This window comes from Streptosporangium sp. NPDC001681, assembly GCF_040298085.1.
Classification (GTDB): Bacteria; Actinomycetota; Actinomycetes; order Streptosporangiales; family Streptosporangiaceae; genus Streptosporangium.
Genome location: NZ_JBEOZN010000008.1, coordinates 82843 through 103618, shown reverse-complemented (window position 1 = coordinate 103618; position 20776 = coordinate 82843). Strand labels below are relative to the sequence as shown.

Annotated in this window: 12 protein-coding genes and 1 pseudogene; 10 read left to right on the top strand and 3 right to left on the bottom strand. The window is 70.3% G+C overall.

The window, feature by feature from the left end; translation table 11 throughout:
- Positions 1–493: 493 nt before the first annotated feature.
- Both ABT130_RS05680 and ABT130_RS05675 read right to left on the bottom strand, forming a co-directional pair.
- Positions 494–1351 carry an alpha/beta fold hydrolase gene (locus ABT130_RS05680; protein WP_350953140.1) on the bottom strand — a complete coding sequence of 286 codons (858 nt, stop codon included), beginning with the start codon at positions 1349–1351 and terminating at the stop codon, positions 494–496.
- Between the two features lie 29 nt (positions 1352–1380).
- Entirely contained in the window at positions 1381–3204 is a 1824-nt protein-coding gene (locus ABT130_RS05675; protein WP_350953138.1) for a penicillin acylase family protein, read from the bottom strand.
- 65 nt (positions 3205–3269) lie between these two features.
- Here ABT130_RS05675 and ABT130_RS05670 point away from each other — a divergent pair, with 65 nt between their 5' ends.
- Positions 3270–4850, top strand: coding sequence for a PucR family transcriptional regulator (locus ABT130_RS05670; protein ID WP_350953136.1), 1581 nt, complete (start codon positions 3270–3272; stop codon positions 4848–4850).
- Positions 4851–5155: 305 nt separating this feature from the next.
- Positions 5156–8635, top strand: coding sequence for a M28 family peptidase (locus tag ABT130_RS05665; RefSeq protein ID WP_350953134.1), 3480 nt, complete (start codon positions 5156–5158; stop codon positions 8633–8635).
- A 96-nt stretch (positions 8636–8731) separates the two neighbouring features.
- On the opposite strand, the gene ABT130_RS05660 is transcribed toward ABT130_RS05665, so the two are convergent.
- A complete protein-coding gene (locus tag ABT130_RS05660; protein ID WP_350953132.1) occupies positions 8732–11614 on the bottom strand; it encodes a helix-turn-helix transcriptional regulator in 2883 nt (960 codons plus the stop codon).
- A 586-nt stretch (positions 11615–12200) separates the two neighbouring features.
- On the opposite strand from ABT130_RS05660, the pseudogene ABT130_RS05655 reads away from it, so the two are divergent.
- From ABT130_RS05655 to ABT130_RS05620, 8 genes and pseudogenes are all read left to right on the top strand, one after another.
- Positions 12201–12575, top strand: a pseudogene (locus ABT130_RS05655) (alpha-galactosidase); the annotation flags it as partial.
- Positions 12576–12965: 390 nt separating this feature from the next.
- Positions 12966–14939 carry a S9 family peptidase gene (locus ABT130_RS05650; RefSeq protein ID WP_350953130.1) on the top strand — a complete coding sequence of 658 codons (1974 nt, stop codon included), beginning with the start codon at positions 12966–12968 and terminating at the stop codon, positions 14937–14939.
- A 36-nt stretch (positions 14940–14975) separates the two neighbouring features.
- On the top strand, positions 14976–15134 hold the full coding sequence (locus ABT130_RS05645; protein WP_350924125.1) for a hypothetical protein: 159 nt from the start codon (positions 14976–14978) through the stop codon (positions 15132–15134).
- Positions 15131–16402, top strand: a complete 1272-nt coding sequence (locus ABT130_RS05640) for an NAD(P)/FAD-dependent oxidoreductase (RefSeq protein ID WP_350953128.1) — start codon at positions 15131–15133, stop codon at positions 16400–16402. Before ABT130_RS05645 ends, ABT130_RS05640 begins: the two co-directional genes overlap by 4 nt.
- Before the next feature lie 252 nt (positions 16403–16654).
- Positions 16655–17416: a 3-oxoacyl-ACP reductase FabG gene (gene fabG / locus ABT130_RS05635; RefSeq protein WP_350953126.1), complete on the top strand. Its 762-nt coding sequence runs from the start codon at positions 16655–16657 to the stop codon at positions 17414–17416.
- A gap of 253 nt (positions 17417–17669) precedes the next feature.
- Positions 17670–18479 (top strand): enoyl-CoA hydratase/isomerase family protein, encoded by an 810-nt coding sequence (locus tag ABT130_RS05630; RefSeq protein ID WP_350953124.1) that lies wholly within the window; start codon positions 17670–17672, stop codon positions 18477–18479.
- Positions 18476–20128, top strand: a complete 1653-nt coding sequence (locus tag ABT130_RS05625) for an AMP-binding protein (RefSeq protein WP_350953123.1) — start codon at positions 18476–18478, stop codon at positions 20126–20128. The genes ABT130_RS05630 and ABT130_RS05625 overlap by 4 nt, the downstream gene beginning before the upstream one ends.
- Positions 20121–20774 carry a DUF6308 family protein gene (locus tag ABT130_RS05620; RefSeq protein WP_350924115.1) on the top strand — a complete coding sequence of 218 codons (654 nt, stop codon included), beginning with the start codon at positions 20121–20123 and terminating at the stop codon, positions 20772–20774. Before ABT130_RS05625 ends, ABT130_RS05620 begins: the two co-directional genes overlap by 8 nt.
- Positions 20775–20776: the final 2 nt, after the last annotated feature.

Genomic DNA, 20776 nt, shown 5'->3' with positions numbered 1-20776 from the left:
TACGGTCGAGCGCTCCGGCGACAGATTTTCAGTCCATCGCGGACCGGACAGCGAGGGGCGATCCCGGCGGCGCTGACCGCCCAGTTCTCGCCCTCGCTCTCATCGCATCCCGCGCGCAGGCACTCGTCCGTCAGATGCGGCGGCGCATTGCTGCGCCGCCGCCCCCCTCAGAACCGGGCGAGCGGGCTTTCCCCGTACCTTGGCTCAAGCAAGCCCCGAGGGCTCGGCGGATGCGAAGATGACGCCGGGTCTCCTGCGGTTGCGGGCCTGGAGGCTGCGGTGGCAGGAGGCGTGCACCAGGCGTGTTCGTGTCCCGTCCGGCGTGCCATGCCGCTCGTAGGTGAGATATTCGGCGGCTATCGCCCTGCAGGCGACACTTTGCCACCAGCGTTCCCATTGGAAATCCCCTCGAAGTGCGGAGACTCCAATTAGTGATCTTTCGTTAACAACGACCGAAGATCTGGGAGGCAACGGGCTATTTCGCGGCGAGCCCTTAGTGGTCCTGCACCACGCGCAGGATCTCGGCGACCACCAGGCCGGGCTCGTCCTGGGGGATCATGTGGGCGGAGCGCTCGGCCTTGACGTAGCGGCCCAGGGGCTGGGCCTCGGCCAGGCGCCGATGGCTCTCGACGAACGCCGGCCGCACCCGCCTCTCCATCTTGCTGGGCGCGAGCATCCCGCTGATGGCCGTCACCGGCACCCGGGGCAGGGCGGGCCTGGCCGCACGCAGGCGGGCGAAGCCTTCTGCCAGCGCCGCGTACTCCGCCCCGGTGGCACGCATCTCCGAGAGGCGGGTCGTCTCGGCCAGCGCCTCGGCCCGCATGGGTGCGGGGAACAACGCCATCACCCGCCTGACCTCCGCCGGGACCACCTTGATGCCGATCCGGCGGAGGCCGCGCGTGGCCATGTTCATGGCGAGGGTCATCTGGCGGAAACCACGCGAGTAGTAGAGATCGAGGTCCTCGGCCGCCTGGTCGATCAGCACGAGACCGGCCACCCGCTCCGGGTGCGCGGCGGCGTAGGCGCGGATGATGGGGCCGCCCAGGCTGTGCCCGGCCAGGACGTAGCGGTCCTGTCCCAGGTGGCCCAGGAGGTGGCCCAGGTCCTCCACCATCCGCTCCAGGTGGCGACGGTGCGGGTCGCGATCGCTGCGGCCCAGCCCCGCCCGGTCGTAGGCGACCACACGGGTGTGCTCGGCCAGCGGCGGGATGACCAGCCCCCACTCGGTGCGTGTGGCGCCCAGACCGGACTCCAGGACGACGACCGGCTCGCCCGCGCCGCTGCTGACATAGTGCAGCCTTCGCCCATCCGGCAGGCGGGCGTAGCCGGGCTCTCCGAAGACGCTGGACATGGGGATCCCCTCTCGGGCGGTGATCAGGCTCATGGCAGGTCGAAGGTGATCGGCTTGACCTCGCCCCTGCCGTACAGGCCGGCCTGGGCGGGCAGGGCGACGCTCCAGGAGCGCAGGCCGTCCGTGCCGAAGGAGACGATGCGCAGGCACGGTCCGGCCAGGTAGGCGCGGCCGTTCTGGTAGTAGGTCGCGCGCAGCGGGACGTCGAGCCCCAGCCCGCCCGCCCGGCCGGGGACGCCGGGGGCGAGCTCGTGGAAATCGCCGTAGGTCCCATCGGGCACGACGGCCCGCTCGACGGCGTCGAGCAGGTCGGCCTCGGCGAGCTCCCCGGTCTTCTCCTCCAGGGCGGTGCGCCAGGTGGACCAGGCGAGGGCGTCGGTGGAGCCGGGGTCGGCGTGGCCGTCGAAGGCGAGCAGGCGGTGCAGGAGGCAGCGGGTCCGCGCCGGCCAGCCCGCGATCCGGTCCGGCGCCGCTTCGGCGGCGCAGTGGAGGCGGTCCTGCCAGAGCGCGGTGTCGGGCCAGCGGGAGTCCAGCGCCCAGCGGGTGACCTCGGCGGCGTCGGTGGCATACGCGCGGGGGAGGAGCTCGGCCAGCCGCCTGCCTCGGCTGGTGGTACGGCCGGGCTCGTCGTTGAAGGCGTCCGGGTGCCAGCCGTCCGGCCGGAGCTCGGGGCAGACCGTGTCGGGGGCGGTGTTGCAGTTGCCGAGGTACCCGGAGGCGGGGTTGGCGATCTGGACGAGCTCGGCGAGCGGGTGGATGCCCTTCCAGGCGGTGGCGGAGGTGTTGCCGTCCAGCACCTGCCGCCCTCCTTGTCCGGCGGCACGTCCGGGGGTGCGGCCGATGCGCAGGTACAGGCAGTCGCCGTTCGCGTCGGCCGCGATCAGGTTCTGCGGTGGAAAGGCCTGCCGCTCCTGCGCCGCCCTCAGCTCACCCACATCGCGGGCCCGAACCATCTCCATGAGCTGCAGCTCTGTCTCCCCGGCCAGTCCCATGTACGGCGTGCAGACGACGTACACGGCCTCCTCGTCCCTGGCCAGCACGGGCGCGATCACGTCGTTGTGCACCACATACTCGTGACCGTCGTGCCACAGGACCTGGCGCGGCTCCCCGTCATGCAGGTAGACGTCGCCGTCCACAACGATCCGGTAGGCGTCGGACACCCGCGGTCCGCCCGTCGTCAGGCCCCACGCGCACGTCCGGTTGTGCGCCAGCGGCGGCAGCATCGCGCCCACGAATGTGAAGCCCGTGTAGTGCAGCGCCTCGCCGCCCCTGACGACCGCCTCGTGCATCGCGAAGGTCTCACCGAGCGGCAGGTGCGGATCGCTGACCAGGATCGTCTCGCCCACGGCGGTCCGCCACGGCCGGATCGCCCAGGCGTTGGAGCCGATCATCCGCTCCTTCTCCGAGGTCGGGCCCGTGGGCAGGACCCCGGCCTCGCGAAGCGCCTCGACCGCGTCCGTGATGAGCCACCAAAGCATGGCCGTGCGGTTGACGCCGATCGGCAGCGCGGGCTCCAGTGGCGGTGCCCACGCGGGCACCAGGTCCGGGCGCTCGCGCATCCACGCGGCGACCCCGCCGACGAACGCCTCGTAGCACGTGCGCAGGCCGGCCGGGAGTGCGTCGAAGCCGTGCCTGGCCTCCTCCAGCACCTGCCAGCGGCGCTGAGTTGCGTCGCGTTCCTGGTCGCCGGTCTCACCGCGGACCAGGACGTACTGTCTGAGCAGCGCCTCCAGGTCGTCCTGCGCCTGTGCGTATCCCAGGCCGAAGTAGGCGGCCGGCTCGGTGTCCGCGTCGACCAGCGCCGTGCCGTAGGCGTCCCGGCTGAGCCGTACCTGGCCCCAAGAACTCTCCATGCGCCAACAGTGAAGGAACGGCCGCGCGGAATCCTTGGCCGATCGGCCAAGGTTATCCTCACTCCATGAGCCAGGTGGACTACCTTGAGCCGTCGCTGGCCGAGATCATCGAGCGGGTCGGCGAGAGGCTGCTGAAGGTCGTCCTCGCGCCGCGCGGCCTGCGGGTTCCGGTGTCCGGGCCCTCGATTTTCGACCCGCTCAACCCGGCCGCGCCGCCGCCCGGTTCGATGGTGCTGCTCGTCGGGGTGGCGCCCGCGGTGGCCGCCCCGGTCATCCGCACGCTCGGCGGAGCGGCGGCAGCCGTGGTCAGGGCCTCGCCCGAGGAGGCCGAGCCGCTGGCCGAGGCCGCCACGGAGGCGGGCCTCGCGCTCATCGCCCTGCCCGGCGCGATGACGTGGAGCCACCTGCACGTACTGCTGGAGGAGTCACTGCCGCTGAGCGACGGCATGGCGGCCGACCCCGGGCGCGATCTCGGCAGCGTCCCGGCCGGTGACCTGAACGCGCTGGTGAACGCGATCGCCGAGACGCTCGATCGGCCCGTCGGGATCGTGGACATGCAGTGGCGGCTGATGGCCTACTCGGCGGTGCCGGGGCAGGTCAACGACGCGCTGCAGCGGGATGTGATTCTGAACAGGGCGGTGCCGCCGACCAACGCGCCGCGCGAGACGCGCCACCTGCTGCTGACCGGCGAGCGGGCGCTGCGGTTCCCGACCGGCCCGCCGTACGACGAGCTCGGTGCGCAGATCTGGCGCATCGGCGTGGGCATCCGCAGCGGGCCCGAGCCGCTGGGCATGCTGTGGGTGCTGGAGGGGTGCGAGCAGCTTCCGGCCGAGCGGTTCACGCTGATCGAGGAGTTCGCCCGGTTGGCCGCCGTCCACCTGCTGCGCGTGCGGACCGCCCGCGACGCCGAACGGCAGCGCCGCGGCGAACTGGCCGGCCAGGCCCTGGACGGCCACGAGCCCCGCGCCGCGCTCCGCCACCTTGGCCTTGACCCCTCCGGTCGGCTGGCCGTCCTCGCGGTCGCCGAGGCGGGCCCGGCGTCCGCCGCCGAGCAACTGCTCGACCGGGTGGCGACCTACCTGGCCGCCTACCGCCGCTCGGCGGCCTGCGTCCTGCGCGAGGAGACGGTGTACTGCCTGACGCCCGCAACCGGCCTCGCCGCGCTCCGCGAGCTTCGCGGGCTGGCTGTCGACCTTGTGCGACAGCTCGGGGCCCGCCGCCCCCTGCTGGCCGGGGTGGGCCGTCCGGCAGGGGCCGAGGACCTTCCCCGCTCCCTCCACGAGGCCGACCTGACCCTGGCAGCCCTCCGCGCATCGCCCAGCCCGGGCTCGCCGGGTGCCGTCGTGGGGGCGCCGGGGGCGGCCGTGGCGACGATTGAGGAGGTGTGGGCGGCCGGCTCGCTCATTGAGCTGCGCGCACTCCTGGATGCCCACCCCCGGTTGCTGCTGCACGAGGTCGGGCCGGTGGACGAGGATTCGGTACTGGCCTGGATCGAGTGCCACGGCGATGTCAGGGCGGCGGCGGAGCGGCTGGGCGTGCACCCCAACACGCTCCGCTACCGGATCAGGCGGCTCGCGGCGCAGGGCCTGGACCTGAACGATCCCGACACCCGCCTGGTCACCTGGCTCCGCCTGCGCACGTCGTGAGCGCCGCGGTGTAGAGCAGGGGACACGTGTGCGGCCCGGCGGCCGGTGTCGCCGGGCCGCGTGCATGCCGGGCGCTGTTCATGGCACGTCTACGGAATTTCCGTAGGCCTACGGATGTGTTAACGGATTTTCGCGGATGCCGCCGATGCCTATCGTCTGGCGACAACAGGGTGAAACGCGATCACCCTCTCGACACCCCCCGTTTCCCATCCAACCTCGCCTGCTCGGAGATCCCCGGCGGCGTGGTGGTCCGACGTGCGCCGACAGGCGACACGGACCGGGAAGACCGAAAGGAACAGCCCCGAGTGAAACACAAGGTCTTAGCCGCGGTGACCGCCGGTGTCGCCACGGTCGCCTCGATGGCGCTCGTCGCGCCACCCGCGGACGCCGCCCCGTTCCACGGCGCCCTTGCCGGATCCCTCACCCCCGCGACCTCCGTCTCTTCCACGACCGCGGCTCCGGCCGCCGATCCCAAGTCGCTCGCCGTGGCCGCCGCAGACCGGGCCGTCGCCAGCGGGCTCGACGAACTGCGCGCGGGACCGGACGAGTCCTACGAGCGGGTCGGCGTGACGACCGGCCCGGGCGGCATGCAGTACGTCTCGTACGAGCGCACCTACAGGGGGTTGCCGGTGATCGGCGGCGACGCCGTGGTCGTCACCGACGCCTCCGGGCGGGTACGCGACACCACCGCGGCCTCCGGACCGAGCCCGCGGAACATCTCGCTGGTGGCGAAGATCACCGCGGAGCAGGCGACTCAGACCGCCAAGGCGCGGCTGTCACGGGTGGACGACGTCGGCGCGCCCCGGCTCGTGGTGCTGGCCTGGGGCGGCAAGCCCAAGCTCGCCTGGGAGGCCGTCGTCGCCGGTGTGGCGAAGAACAAGCCGAGCATCCAGCACGTGTTCGTCGATGCCCGCACCGGCGCGGTCGCCGACCACTACGACGAGGTCGTCGCGGGCAGCGGCAACGCGCACTTCGCCGGTCAGGTCACCATCGACACCAGCCGCGTCGGCAGCTCCTACTCGATGACCGACGCTGGGCGGCCCGGCATCCAGTGCGGCGGCCAGAACGGCTCGGCGTACACGAAGAGCACCGACACCTGGGGCAACGGGTCGGGCACCGACCTGGAGACCGCGTGCGTGGACGTCATGTACACGGCGGCCCAGGAATGGAACATGCTGCGCGACTGGCTCGGCCGCAACGGCATCGACGGCAGTGGCAGGGGCTTCGGCGCGCGAGTCGGGATGACCGACGTCAACGCCTACTGGACCGGCACTTACACCACCTTCGGCCGCAACCAGGCCGGCAACAAGCAATTGACGTCGATCGATGTGGTGGCGCACGAGTACGGCCACGCCATCTTCCAGACGACACCCGGCGGGGCCGGGTCGCAGAGCGACAACGAGCGCGGCGGCCTGAACGAGTCCACCGGTGACATCTTCGGCGCCATCACCGAGGCCTACGCGAGCAACCCCAAGGAGCCGCTGGACTACACGGTCGGCCAGGAGGTCAACCTCGCGGGCAACGGCCCGATCCGCTACATGTACAACCCGTCCAAGGTCGGCGACCCCAACTGCTACTCCTCCTCGATCCCCAGCACCGAGGTGCACGCGGCGGCGGGCCCGCAGAACCACTGGTTCTACCTGCTGGCCGAAGGCAGCAACCCGACCAACGGCCAGCCGACCAGCCCGACCTGCAACAGCAGCACGGTCACCGGCATCGGCATCCAGAAGGCCGGGAAGATCTTCATGGGCGCGCTGTCCCGGAAGTCGTCCACCTGGAAGCACTCCAGTGTGCGCTCGGCTTCGGTCGCGGCGGCCGTGGAGCTGTTCGGCGCCAACAGCGCCGAGTGCGCGAGCACCAAGGCCGCCTGGAGCGCGGTGAGCGTGGCGGCCCAGTCCGGTGAGCCCACCTGCACCGATCCCGGTCCGGGCAGCGCCGACTTCTCCCTGTCGCTGAACCCGTCGTCCGGCTCCGTGCAGCCGGGTGGCCAGGCCACCGCCACGGTCGGCACCCAGACCACCGTGGGCAGCGCGCAGACGGTCAACCTGACCGCCTCCGGGCTGCCGTCCGGAGCGACCGCGAGCTTCACCCCGTCGTCCGTCACCTCGGGCGGCTCCGCCACGCTGACCGTCTCCACCACGTCCGCCACTCCCACCGGGACGTACCAGATCACGGTCACCGGCACCGGGACGGGCACCGGCACGCCCCGCCACACCGCCACCTACACCCTGACGGTCGGCGGCGGATCCGGCGGGACCGAGCCGCCGGACATCAGCGTCGCCAACGTCAAGGCGCACCTGCAGCAGTTCCAGACCATCGCCACCGGCAACGGCGGCAACCGCAGGTCCACCGGCGCCGGGTACACCCAGTCGGTCAGTTACCTCGAGCAGAAGCTGACCGCGGCCGGCTACACCGTGACCCGGCAGAACTGCACCTCCGGCTGCACCGCCGGCGCGGGCCCCAACCTGATCGCCGACTGGCCGGGTGGTGACACCAACCAGGTCATCATGGCCGGCGCGCACCTCGACGGCGTCGCCGCCGGACCCGGCATCAACGACAACGGCTCCGGCTCCGGCATGCTGCTGGAGGTCGCCCTCACCCTCGCCGCCCAGAAGCCCAGCATGGCCAAGCACGTGCGCTTCGGCTGGTGGACCGACGAGGAGCAGGGCCTGAACGGGTCGAAGTTCTACGTCAACTCACTCAGCTCCACCGAGCGCAGCAAGATCAAGGCGTACCTCAACTACGACATGATCGGCTCGACCAACGCCGGATACTTCATCAACAACATCACCACCGCCACCGCCGCGAACCTCAAGGCCTACTACGACAAGCTGAACCTCCAGCCGGAGGAGAACGTCGAGGGCCAGGGCCGCTCCGACGACGCCTCGTTCAAGAACGCCGGAATCCCCACATCCGGCCTGGCGGCGGGAGCCAGCGCCACCAAGACCTCCGCGCAGGCGGCCAAGTGGGGCGGCACCGCGGGCCGGGCGTACGACTCGTGCTACCACGCCGCGTGCGACACCGTCTCCAACGTCAACGACACCGTGCTCGGCCGGGCCGCGGGCGCGACCGCGTACGCGCTCTGGAAGGCCGCGGTGGGTGGCGACACCCCGCCGCCGACCCGTGACTTCTCGCTGTCGCTGAACCCGTCGTCCGGCTCGGTCCAGCCGGGCCAGCAGGCCACCGCGACGGTCACCACGGCCACCACGTCCGGCACGGCCCAGACGGTCAGCCTGTCGGCCACCGTGACGCCCGCCGGGCCGACGGTCAGCGTCACCCCCACCCAGGTCACCTCGGGCGGCTCGGCCACGCTGACCGTGTCCACCTCGGCCTCCACCCCGGCCGGCACCTACAGCGTGACGGTGACCGGCGGAGGCGAGACCGCCACCCGTACCGCGACGTTCACCCTCGTGGTGAACGGCTCCACCGGCGGTGACCGGACCTTCCCCAGCACCACCGTCTACTCGATCCCCGACAACGGCTACGCGTTCAGCCCGATCCAGTCCACCGCGACCGGTCAGGCCTCCTCGCCGGTGCAGGTCGCCCTCACCGTCGAGCACCCGTGCTCGGAGACCCTCAGCGTGTACCTGATGGCCCCGGGCAGCAGCGACTTCATCACGATCAAGGACCAGGAGTTCAGCACCACATGCACCCCGTGGTCCGGCTCCCGCACCTACCAGGTGCCGGTGAGCTCGACCGCGAGCGGGGCCTGGTACCTGCTGGTCATGGACGGCAGCCAGGACAGCAGGACCGGGAAGCTCACCGGCTGGAGCATCACGCTCTGACCGGTTCGTAACCCGGGGGCGAGGCCCCGGCCGGTGACCCCGGCCGGGGCTCTCGCATGTCCGGGCCGGTAACCGGGCGACCCGTCGGCGGAGGGGTCAGCGGGGCGGCGCCACGTCGTTGCGCGAGCGCACGCCGAGCTTGCGCAGCACCTTCGCCACGTGCGTCTCGACCGTACGGGGAGAGAGGAAGAGCACCTCGGCGATCTCCCGGTTGGTACGGCCGAGCGCGACCAGCCGGGCCACCTCGCTCTCCCGAGTCGAGAGCACGCCGCCCTTGGCCTTCCTGGCCCCGCGCGGCAGGCTGCCCGCGCCGATGTCGCGCAGCGTGCGGCGGCAGCGCGCCGCATCGTGGGTCGCTCCGAGCCCGGTGAACCGCTCGGCCGCGTCCGTGAGGATTTCCCCCGCGGCGGCGCGGTCGCCGAGGCGGAGCCGCGCGCCCGCCTCTGCCTCGGCCGCCCGCGCCGCCCCGTACGGCTGGGGCATCGCCGCCTGGGCCGCACGGGACCTGGCGAGGAACTCTGCCGCCGCTTCGTGCCGGCCCTCGGCCTGGGCCGTCATGCCGCGCGCCATGTCGAGCGCCGCCTCGGCCGAGGGTGCGCTCCGATCCTTGATGCTGTCGGCGAAGTCGGACACCAGGGTGGCCGCGTCGCCGAAGCGCCCGGCCGTGAGCAGTGCGGCGACCGCGGACGGCACCAGGTGGGCGCCCCACACCCAGACGCCCTTGCGGCGCAGCCGGGACAGAGCGCGGTCTGCCTCGGAGACGGCGGCGTCCACGGAGCCGCGGGCCAGGTGCAGCTCGATCACTCCGCCGGACGCCGCGGCCAGGACGGGATGGAAGCCGGAGCCGGGGTGGCGCAGGCCTGCGGCGTGGAGGTAACTCGCCGCCTCCTCCCACTCGCCCGCGACCAGCGCGAGCATGCCGAGGACCAGTTGCGCGTCCGCCGCGAGCAGCGGCGCCTCCGGCGTCATCTCCACCACGGCGGCGGCGCGCCGCCGCAGCCCGTCCCAGCGCCCGGTCAGCCAGTCGAGCCGGACCGACGACACCTCCACCAGGTAGCCGGAGTAAAGGGCGCCGGTCTCCTTCGCGAGCCGCCTGCCCTCCTGGGCGAACCGCTCGGCGGCGGCGTAGTGGCCGAGCGGGATCGCCCCGTCGCACAGGTTCGAGTACGCGCGGGCGGCCTGCCTGCGCACCGCCGCCGACGGATCGTTCACAGGGAGCGTCGCCGCCAGGGTGAAGGCGTCGGGCGAGCCGACCAGCATGGCGAAGGCGACTCTGTTGGCCTGCACCGCCGCCGTGACCTCGGGGTCGTTGACGACGGCGAGCAGCCGCTCGGCCCGGTCCATCCACTCCATGTGGGTGGTGAGCGGCTCGTCGCCCCACGCGGGCATCGCCAGCAGGGCGAGGCCGCGGGCGGCGGTGGCGGGCCGGTCGTCCAGATCGTTGAGCGCCGCGATGATCTCCTGCCGTCCGGCGGCGATGGCACCCGCCTGGTTGGACATCAGCACGCCGAGGTTGAGCCGCACCTCGCCGCGTACCTCCCGTGACAGGAAGTCGTCGGAGAGCAGGCGTCGCAGCAGCCGTACGACCCGCCGGTGGGAGAGCCCGATCGCGGCCACCTTGCTCAGCCGCAGCATGAGCGGGCCCCGGCAGGAGCGCGGCAGGTCGGGGTCGCCGAGCATGCCCTCGAGCACCTCGACCGCGAGCGGGCTGTCGCCCAGCGCGGCGGCGTGGTCCGCGGCGGCCGCGCCGTACCGCCGCCAGGCCTCGATGTCGCCCGCGCGGCGGGCGTGGAACGCGAGCTGGACGAGCGGCGGCGAATCGAGCGCGGCGAGTGCGGCCATCGCCCGCATGTGCGCCCGCCGCCGGTCCGGTCCGGGGATCACGTCGTAGACCGCCTGCTGCGCGAGCACGTGGCGGAAGCCGTACCGGCCGTCCCCGTCCTCGTGCAGCACTCCGGCGCGCAACGCCTCGCGGATCCCGGCCGCCGCCTGCGACGCGCCGAGGAGCGGGCCCGGGCCCGTGGACTGTCCTGTGACGGCGGCGATCAGCGGCTCGGTTGCGGGCAGCCGGAGCGCGGCGGCGGCGTAGACCGCGTTCAGCCCGGCAGGGGACAGATCGCTGAGCCGATCCGCCATCGCCTCACGCAGGAGCACTGGCACGGTGATGTGCTCGAGCGCGTCCGGCTCGCCATCGTCGTCCGTGCGGCGCCCGTCGGCGCCGGGCAGCGAACGGACCACCTCCTCGATGACGAACGGGATCCCGGCGGTGCGGTCGAGCAGCCTGGCGGCGAAGGCGGAGGTCACGTCCGCCCGGCCGAGCAGCGCGCCCGCCAGGCTCCGCACGCTCTCCGCGTCCAGCGGCGTGAGCGAGATGACCTCGCTCGTCGTCCCCGGCAAACGCCGATGGGCACGGCCGAGCGGCAACTCCGGCACCGGCAGGTCGGACCGCCGATAGGTCGTCACCAGCGCGAGGCCGTCCGGCGGCTGACCGATGAGGAAGCGCAGCAGGTCCCGGGTGCCGTCGTCGGCCCAGTGCAGGTCCTCGATCACCAGGACGGCCGGGGAGACTGCCTCGAGTAGCGCGTGGACCGCGCGGAACAAGCGGTGCCGTTCCGCCAGCGGATCATCGAGCGGCGCGGGCGAGGGCGGCAGCCCCCGGGCGAGTTCGGGAAGGTGGCCGCGCAGCGCCCCGACGACCGGGTTGAGGCGGTTCGATTCCGGGAGGGCGTCGGCGGCGTTCCGGAGGGCGTCGAACACCGGGCCGTAGGGGAACGCCTCGCGGATCTGGTGGCAGTGGCCGAGCAGGACGATCCGCTCACCGCCGCCGAGCCGGTCGACCGCCGCCTTGACCAGCCGCGTCTTGCCGATGCCCGCTTCGCCCTCCACCAGCGCAACGGCGGGCGGGCGGGTGATCGCCCTCAGGAGGGTTCGCAGTTCGGTGTCACGTCCGACGAGTACGGGAGAGGCCACAAGCGTCATCGACGGCTCCGAACGGTGCGAAGTACGGGCCCCCCGTCCCTGACACACTCCAGCATCGGCCGCGCGGGGGTCAACCTTCTCAGGTAACGTCCCGGCGTCTTTCAGTGACGTCCAGAATGGCCGGCCCGTGAACAGTGGGGCGTCACACATGACCTGATCGCGTTCCTGCAGGCACGTATCAACGAGTCGCGGCAGGTCGCCGGCCGGGCAGGGCGTCAGGGAACCAAAGCGACCACTGTGATCTCGACAGGCTGTGCGGGTGCCGACTGCGCGGATGAAGCACCCGCAGGACCATGCGGTGGAAGGCGCCCTTGAACGCCTTCCAGATCGCCTTCGAGGGACGCCTCACCCCCGCCAACCACTGACCACTTCAACAAGCAAGATCAGCCGTTAAGTTGACACTCCCTCGCTGCTGCGCAACACAGCCCGCCGGCCCCGTCTGCCGGGGCTGGCGGCCCTGAAACCCGGATTACCGTTTGAGTGAGTCGTCCCCCGTCTTCGACTCCACGAAGCGGAGTTCCAGGTCGCGGGTTCCGTCGGCGAAGCGAACGGCCAGGCCGGCCGCCCCGTAGCGCAAGCCGCCGCACTCGGCGTCGAGCTGTTCGTCATGGACGACGGCTGGTTCGGCTCCCGTACGCACGACGCCGGGCTCGGTGACTGGTGTCCCAACCCGTCACGGTTCCCCGACGGGCTGCGTCCCCTCATCGACCGGGTGCACGAGCTGGGGATGCGGTTCGGCATCTGGGTGGAGCCGGAGATGGTCAACCCCGACTCCGACCTCTACCGCGCGCACCCCGACTGGGTGATCCACCGCCCGACCCGGCGGCGGACCGAGCACCGCAATCAGCTCGTCCTGGACCTGTCCCGTCTCGAGGTCGCCGCGTACGTCCAGGGCGGCCAGGCATTCCACGAGCTCAAGAGGCTCCGATTCCTCGCGTCTCTGTCGCACGGCGGCTCATGAAACCCGCGTCCATGAAGCCTCGTTATCCATTGCCTGCCGACGGCACCATGCGAGGACCGAGGTATGAACCTCATTTTCAAGCGCGTGCTGCGCAGGCGAGCGCATCAGATGGTCATGTCCCGCCTGGTGGTGCAACTGCAGCCGCCGATCATGTGACGTCGGTGAGCCGTATCGAGACGGTGTCACTATGACGCGGCCAGGGCGGTCGACGTCAGTGGCAGCCCGGACGATGATCCGTAAGGTATCGAGTTCAGCATCCCCCGGTGAAGTGCGCGGCCTTCCACCGGCCCCTGCAAGGAGTTCCGACCTCGACACCCGTAGAGTCCGAGCCCCCCGGTTTCCGACCTGAGTCGATAGGAGATGGACCGCCCCATCGCGTAGGGTCCGCCCATGAACGGTAGGGACGTGCGCGGCAGCGCCACTTGGGACCAGGTCGAAGAGCATTTCCGGCGGTTGCACGAGCCGGCGTTGGGACAGCCGTACAAGCTGCTGGAGCCGTCCTGCTCCGCCGACGGGTCGCGGATCGCCGTGACCGGCCTCGTGTACGACGAACTGGCCGGCCTTCCACGCCAGGCCTGCTTCCTGGTCGACGGTGCGGACCTGCGGCCGCTGACGGGGCCGTCCGGTTCCTCGCGGCAACCGCGCTTCTCCCCGGACGGGGCGACGGTGGCATTCCTGTCGGACCGCACGGAGGCAGGCCGGTTCCAGCTGTACCTGTTGCGCACCGGTCAGCTGGGTGAGGCGGAGGCGACCCCGGCCGTGCCCGGGACGGTGGAGTACTGCTCCTGGTCACCGGACGGCACGAAGGTGCTGCTCGGGATGGCGGGGCTCGGTGCCGATCTGGCCAGTGATCAGGGGAGCGGCACGACGTACAAGCCGAAGGAGGAGCTGCCGGATTGGCACCCGCACGTCGAGATCGGCGTGACGGAGGAGTCGTGGCGGTCGTTGTGGATCCACGACCTCGCGGCAGGTACGACCACCAGGCTGTCGCCGGAGGGTCTCAACATCTGGGAGGCGGTCTGGCTCGGCCCCGACGCGGTCGTCGCGGTCACCAGCCCTGCTCCGGGCGAGGCCGCCTGGTACACGGCCGTGCTCTCCCGCCTGGGCCTCGACGGGGCGGTCACCGAACTGGCCCGCTCCGAGGTGCAGCTCGGCTGGCCCGCGGCCTCGCCTTCCGGGGGACGGTTGGCGGTGGTCGAGGCGGTGGGCAGCGACCGCGGGGCCATCGCGGGTGACCTGCTGGTGGGCGCTCCCGGTGCCGCCTTCGAGCGGGTCGACACCGGTGAGGTGGACGTCACCGCGACCCAGTGGATCGACGCGGATCGCCTGGGAATCCTGGGGATCCGCGGCCTGGAGACCGTCGCCGCGGTGTACGACGCGGTGACCGGGAAGATCACCGAGCTGTGGTCGAGCACGGACACCAGCTGCGGCGCGGACTACCCGGAGGCGGCCTGGTCCGCCGACGGCCGCGTGGTGCTCGTCGAGGAGGGCTACTCGGTGCCGCAACGGGTCGTGGTGCTGGGTGACGACCGGGTCGAGCTCGCGGGGATCAGGCACCCGGGCACCGAGTACCTGCTGTCGGTCGCGGGCAAGGCCGAGACGGTCGCCTGGTCCGCACCGGACGGGCTGCGAATCGAGGGGATCCTATGCGTCCCTGCCGGGGACGGGCCCTTCCCGCTCGTGGTGAACATCCACGGTGGCCCGGTGTGGGCCTACCGGAACATGTGGTCGATGTCCTCCTCCTATACCCCGCTGCTGGTGGCCCAGGGGTACGCCGTCCTCAGCCCCAACCCGCGGGGCAGCTCCGGCCGCGGGCAGGACTTCGCCCGGCTGGTCTTCGGGGACATGGGCGGCGAGGACACGACCGACTTCACGTCCGCGATCGACGCTCTCGTCGAGCGCGGGATCGTGGACCCGGCCAGGGTCGGCCTCATCGGCGGATCGTACGGCGGCTACATGTCCTCGTGGCTGGTCACCCAGGACCAGCGCTGGGCTGCCGCCGTACCGTTCTCACCCGTGACGAACTGGTACAGCCAGCACTTCACCAGCAACATCCCCTACTTCGACGTGCTGTTCCTCAACGGGAACCCGGAAGTCCCCGGCGACAGGTTCCACTCCAGGAGCCCCGTCACCCACGCCGGCAAGGTGCGCACCCCGTGCCTGAACATCGCCGGTGCCCTGGACCGTTGCACTCCCCCGACGCAGGCCCAGGAGTTCCACCAGGCGCTGCTCGAGCACGGCGTCGAGTCCCAGCTCGTGATCTACCCGCAGGAAGGCCACGGCATCCGTCGATTCCCGGCTCTGATCGACTTCTGCACCCGCGTCGTGGACTGGTTCCAGAAGCACATGCCGACCCGCGGCTGACCCCCTTCGTGCCCGAAGGTCCGGCTATGGCGCAGCGTGCGATGGCAGCAGGTGACCGGCTTCGGCACGGTGACCGCGTGGGACGACCTCGGCGTCTACCGGCTGCTCGTGCAGCTGCCGCTCTCCGACCTGCCGGAGGACGCCATCCCCGACGGGCTGCGCACCCTCATGGAGGAGGCGAGACTTTGCACATGAGTGTGACAGCAGACGTAGTGGTGGTCGGTGCCGGCGTGATCGGCTCCTCGATCGCCTTCGAGCTGGCCAAGACGGGCCGCTCGGTGGTGGTGGTCGACAAGGCGAGCGGGCCCGGCCAGGGGTCGACCGGCGCGTCCAGCGCCGTGATCCGGTTCAACTACTCGACCTGGGACGGCATTGCGCTGTCCTGGGAGTCCAAGCACTGCTGGGAGAGGTGGGCCGACCACCTCGAGGGCGTGGACGACGCCGGGATGGCGAGGTTCCACCGCGTCGGCAAGGTGTTCATGGACGTCGACATCGCGCCGATGGACCGTGTCCTCCAGATGTTCGACCGGGCGGGGATCCCGTACGAGGTCTGGGAGGCCGACGAGCTGGCCCGCCGGATGCCCGGGCTCGACCCTGGCCGGTTCTGGCCTCCGAAACGCATCGAGGATCCGGCCTTCTGGGAGGACACGGACAAGCGCCTGGGTGCGCTGTGGACCCCGGACGCCGGCTTCGTCGACGACCCGGGGCTGGCTGCCGTCAACCTCGCCAACGGCGCGAAGCGGCGGGGTGCGCAGTTCCTGTTCAGGCGTCAGGTGATCGCCGTCCTCGGCGACGGTGCGGTGAGCGGTGTCCGGCTCGACGACGGCACGACCGTGAGCGCGCCCGTCGTCATCAACGCGGCCGGGCCGTGGTCCGGCAGGCTGAACGCGCTGGCGGGCGTCGGCGCAGGCTGGTCGGTCACCGTCCGGCCGATGCGCCAGGAGGTGCACCACGTGCCCGCGCCGGCCGGCTACAACGGCGAGGGCATCGGCCCGTGCATCGCCGACCTCGACCTCGGCATCTATATGCGGGGCGCCCCGGGTGACGGACTGTTGGTCGGCGGCACCGAGCCCGAGTGTGACGAGCTGCAGTGGGTCGACGATCCCGACGCCATCAATCCCAGCCCCACCCGGCAGGTCTTTGAGGCACAGGTCACGCGTGCCGCCCGCCGCCTTCCCGGCCTCGGTGTGCCCGGCAGGCCGATCGGTGTCGCCGGCGTCTACGACGTCACCGAGGACTGGACCCCGATCTACGATGGCACGGAACGCGCGGGCTTCTACGTCGCGATCGGGACCAGTGGCAACCAGTTCAAGAACGCCCCCATGGTCGGGCGCCTGATGCGGGCCGTGATCGACGGTGAGAGCCGCGTCGTCGGTGAGCACACCGGGTTGGAGATAGGGCTCGCCGCCTTCGGTCGTGCCCGGCCGCGCAACGCGGACTCGACGGGCACGGTGATGGGATGACCGAGCCCGTCTTCATGCCATCCAAGCCAACTCCACCGAAACCGGGGTGATTCAACACCAGCTCACCGGGCTGGGGCTAGGTGGCGATCATCTAGGATCTCTCATCGACGACGCCGGCCCCAACGGTGAGGGAGCCGCTGTCAGCCTGAGAGCCTTGTACACCGGCCTGGCGCGCCCGTGCCGCCTGGGGCCGGCTACTCACGCAGCTGACCACCGGCACCTCCCCTGAAAAAAGAGAGTCAAGGAGACGACATGAGCAACACCAACGGCCGTATCGCGATCATCACCGGAGCCGCCCGCGGAATCGGTGCCGCCATCGCGAAGCGACTCGCTGCGGACGGCTTTGCTGTGGCGGTGCTCGACCTCGACGAGGCTTCCTGTAAGCCGGTCGTTCACGCGATCGAGTCCGCCGGCGGTCGCGCGCTGCCGGTCGGCGTTGACGTCTCCGATGCGGCCGGCGTCGAGGCCGCGGTGACCCGGGTCGCCGAGGAACTCGGTGACCCCACGGTGCTGGTCAACAATGCCGGCATCACCCGCGACAACATGCTCTTCAAGATGAGTGCCGAGGACTGGGACTCGGTGATGAACGTCCATCTGCGCGGGTCGTTCCTCATGAGCCGCGCCGTGCAGCGCTATATGACCGAGCACAAGTGGGGTCGCATCGTCAACCTCTCCAGCACTTCCGCGCTCGGTAACCGCGGCCAGGCCAACTACTCTGCGGCCAAGGCCGGCATCCAGGGCTTCACCAAGACCCTGGCCATCGAACTCGGGAAGTTCGGCGTTACCGTGAACGCGATCGCGCCCGGCTTCATCGAGACCGAAATGACCGCCGCGACCGCTGAGCGGGTCGGCGTCCCGTTTGAGGAGTTCAAGGCTGCGGCCGCCGCGCAGATCCCGGTTGCCCGCACCGGCAAGCCGGAGGACATCGCCCACGCGGTGTCGTTCTTCGTCAGCGAAGGGGCGTCCTTCGTCTCCGGGCAGGTCATCTACGTCGCCGGCGGCCCCCGCGCCTGACCGGTGCCGTCAGCATCGCCGTCGCTCCCGCTCGCCACCTGGCCCCCTCAAGATCATGCCTTGACGACTTCGCCGGGGCCCTGCCACCGAATCCGCCATGCTCTACGCCCGGCGGTACTCCCTCTCACCGCACCCACGATTGGAGTCGGGATGGACAAAGGGAGTGCTGGGATCGTTCGCTCTCGACATGTGTCCGATGACAGGGCAGACGACCCGCCAGTACTTCTTGAACAAGCTCAGGATGAGGAGCGGAATGAAGAATCATCAAGATCGAGAGCCCGGATCAACGATCGAGTACGTGGCCCAGGACGGAGTGGCGCGGATCGCCCTCAACCGCCCGAGCCGACTGAATGCCGTCACCCCGCAACTCGTGCGCGAGTTGCTGGAAGCGATTGAACAAGCACATAGGGACAGCGCGCGGGTCATCGTGCTCAGCGGACGGGGTCGTTCATTCTGCTCCGGTTACGACCTGAAGCATGAGGTGGTCGGAAGTCCGCCGGCCGACGAGCGCACCGAACGACTGGGCCGTATTCAGGCCCTGACCACCGAGCTACGTGGTTCACCCTGTTGTGTCATCGCTCAGGTTCACGGATACGCGTTAGGTGCGGGCGCGGAACTTGCGCTTGCTGCCGATTTCGTCGTCGCAGCTGAAGACGCGGTATTCGGATTTCCCGAAGTCGAAGCCGGCCTGAGTGTGACCGGCGGCATCTCCGCCATCCTTCCTCGACTCATCGGACCGGCACGTGCCCGGCGACTGATGATTTTGGGGGAACGGGTCGGCGGGAGGCAGGCGTACGAGATGGGCCTCGTCAGTCATGTAGCCGCCGGTAGCGATGTGTCGGCTGTCGTGGATTCGCTGGCCGATGCGGTCCTAAGCCGTCCGAGGGTGGCCGTCGAGGGCGCCAAGCGACTCCTTGAACAGGGCACTTGGGCGAACCTGGAAACTGCGCTTGACGCTGAGGTGCGATTCGCCCTCCGGGCCCAGGACTCGGGAGAGGCTCGTGAAGCACAGAAGAGATTTGCCGCAGGCTGCGGCCTTCATGTGGCGGGAGATGCGGGATGACGGGGACCGGCGGAGATGACGCCGTCAAGGTGCAGGATCTGGCCACGCTCGTGCGACGGGCGGCGAAGCTCTGGCCGAGCCGGCGCGCCCTGAGATTCGATCAGCATGACCTCGACTACACCTTCGCCGAACTCGACGAACTGTCGGACCGATACGGAGCCGTCCTCGGCACCCTCGGGATCAGGTACGGCGATCGGATCGCGTTGGTCTTCGACAACCGTCCGGATTACCCGCTGCTGTGGCTGGGCGCGGCCAAGATCGGCGCGGCGGTCGTGCCGGTGAACCCGAGATATTCGGTCAGGGAACTGACGCGACTCCTGGACCACGCGGACCCCGCCCTCGTCGTCACCTGCTCCGACCACCTCGATCTCGTGCTCGAGTCGTCAGCCGAACGCCGTCGAGTTGCGGTGACCGACGTTGAGGGCAGGCCGGGAGTGATCGGCTTGAACGGCGTGGACGCCGCCGCGGGCTCCGCGCCGGGTGAGGCGGTTTATCCCGAGACCTTGGCCAACATCCAGTACACCTCCGGCACCACAGGCCACCCCAAGGGATGCATGCTGTCGCACGGCTACTGGACAACGATGGTGCGCAAGTACGCGGACGGCTTTCCCTATCTCGGTCCCGATGATGTCCTTCTCACGGCGCAGCCGTTCTACTACCTGGATCCGCAATGGAGCCTGGCGGCATGCCTCCTGGTGGGATCGTCGCTCGTCGTCCTGGATCGTTTCCATCCCACGTCGTTCTGGGACAAGGTCCGTACGTACGACGTGACATACCTCTACTGCATCGGGATGATGCCGACCCTCCTGCTTCGCCAACCGGAGAAGCCCACCGACCGAGATCACTCGCTCCGCGCTGTGGCCTGCTCAGGCATTCCCAAGGACATTCATGCCGCGCTTGAAAAGCGGTTCGGGGTTCCCTGGTACGAGGGCTTCGGGATGACCGAGACCGGCGGTGACCTCCGGGTCCTACCCGACGATCATGACGAACTGGTGGGCACCGGGTGCGTCGGGAAGCCCAACCCGCATCGGGAGGCCAGGATCGTCGACGAGCGGGGCCGCGCCGTACCTCGTGGCGCCACGGGGGAACTGATCCTGCGCGGAGCGGGCATGATGGACGGCTACTACAGGGACGAGCCGGCGACTCGTGAGGTATTCCGCGACGGGTGGTTCCACACCGGCGACCTGGCGCGAATGGACCGCCTCGGCCGGGTGTATCTGACGGGCCGGTTGAAGGACATGGCACGCCGCAGCGGGGAGAACATCGCGTTGAACGAGGTCGAGGCGGTGCTGTGCTCATCCGAGCGGGTCAGCCAGGCGGCCTGTGTCCCGGTCGCCGACGACGTGCGAGGGGAGGAGGTTCATGCGTTCCTCGTCGTCGGCGGGGAGGTCGTCGGCGGGAAAGCGGACGCCGCGGCGACGACTTTGGCTGAAGTCGTGGCACACGCAAGTGCGAACCTGGCACCCTTCAAGGTGCCGAGGTACTGGAGTTTCGTCGATCAGTTGCCGCTGACCCCGTCACAGCGGGTCGCCAAGGAGAAATTGCGTGTCCTGCCGGTTACCGCGTTCGACCGCACCACAGGGGAATACGTGCGCCTTGGGTCACCCTCGATCTCACGCGGGCTCGTCTCCGAGCGAGCCGATGCCTGAGCCTCGTCTGAAGATCGCCGGCCACTCGATCCGGGCGTCGGATGCCTGGGTGCTCCTCCAGTTACCACCTGATCTGGAATTCATCGGGTTCGACTATGCCGGCGATCTCAGCAACGACCCGCCGGGCGCGAGCGATGTCGTGGAGTTACAGGACTTCGGTCGCCTGCTGCTGCTGGGCGTCTCGTTGACTTCGGATGATGTCCGCTCGTGTCTGATGGCGGCCGAGCAGGCGCCGTGGTCGTCCGTCCCGGGGGACGCCCGGCTCGCCGAGACGCCGTACGGGGGCGTGGGGACGCCATACGCGCACGCAACTGTGCTGTACCGGCACTTCCGCTATCGTCATCGGCTCGAGGTCACGATCGCGTCGGCGATCCTCCATTTGAAACGCCCGTCCCTGGTTCCGCTCCTCAACAACCGGATCCTCGCTTTCTACAGCGAGCGGGCTGTCGACCTCGCCGCCTCAAGCATGAGCGAGTCCCCGCTGTACTGGGAGGTCTTCCGGCGGGACCTGATCGACAGCGCCCCCGGGATCGACGCGCTGAGACAGAAACTCATCACGGCCGATGACGCGGTATCGCGCGCGTTGTCGAGGCTGAGCGATGTACGGCTCTTCGGCATCGTGGTGAACGGCGTCGCGGCGAATTAGCC

Excerpts from the sequence above, each read along its gene's own strand:
- ABT130_RS05680 (WP_350953140.1), bottom strand. The coding sequence starts at position 1,351 with ATGTCCAGCGTCTTCGGAGAGCCCGGCTACGCCCGCCTGCCGGATGGG.
- ABT130_RS05675 (WP_350953138.1), bottom strand. The coding sequence starts at position 3,204 with ATGGAGAGTTCTTGGGGCCAGGTACGGCTCAGCCGGGACGCCTACGGC.
- ABT130_RS05670 (WP_350953136.1), top strand. The coding sequence starts at position 3,270 with ATGAGCCAGGTGGACTACCTTGAGCCGTCGCTGGCCGAGATCATCGAG.
- ABT130_RS05660 (WP_350953132.1), bottom strand. The coding sequence starts at position 11,614 with ATGACGCTTGTGGCCTCTCCCGTACTCGTCGGACGTGACACCGAACTG.
- ABT130_RS05650 (WP_350953130.1), top strand. The coding sequence starts at position 12,966 with ATGAACGGTAGGGACGTGCGCGGCAGCGCCACTTGGGACCAGGTCGAA.
- ABT130_RS05640 (WP_350953128.1), top strand. The coding sequence starts at position 15,131 with ATGAGTGTGACAGCAGACGTAGTGGTGGTCGGTGCCGGCGTGATCGGC.
- fabG (WP_350953126.1), top strand. The coding sequence starts at position 16,655 with ATGAGCAACACCAACGGCCGTATCGCGATCATCACCGGAGCCGCCCGC.
- ABT130_RS05630 (WP_350953124.1), top strand. The coding sequence starts at position 17,670 with ATGAAGAATCATCAAGATCGAGAGCCCGGATCAACGATCGAGTACGTG.
- ABT130_RS05625 (WP_350953123.1), top strand. The coding sequence starts at position 18,476 with ATGACGGGGACCGGCGGAGATGACGCCGTCAAGGTGCAGGATCTGGCC.
- ABT130_RS05620 (WP_350924115.1), top strand. The coding sequence starts at position 20,121 with ATGCCTGAGCCTCGTCTGAAGATCGCCGGCCACTCGATCCGGGCGTCG.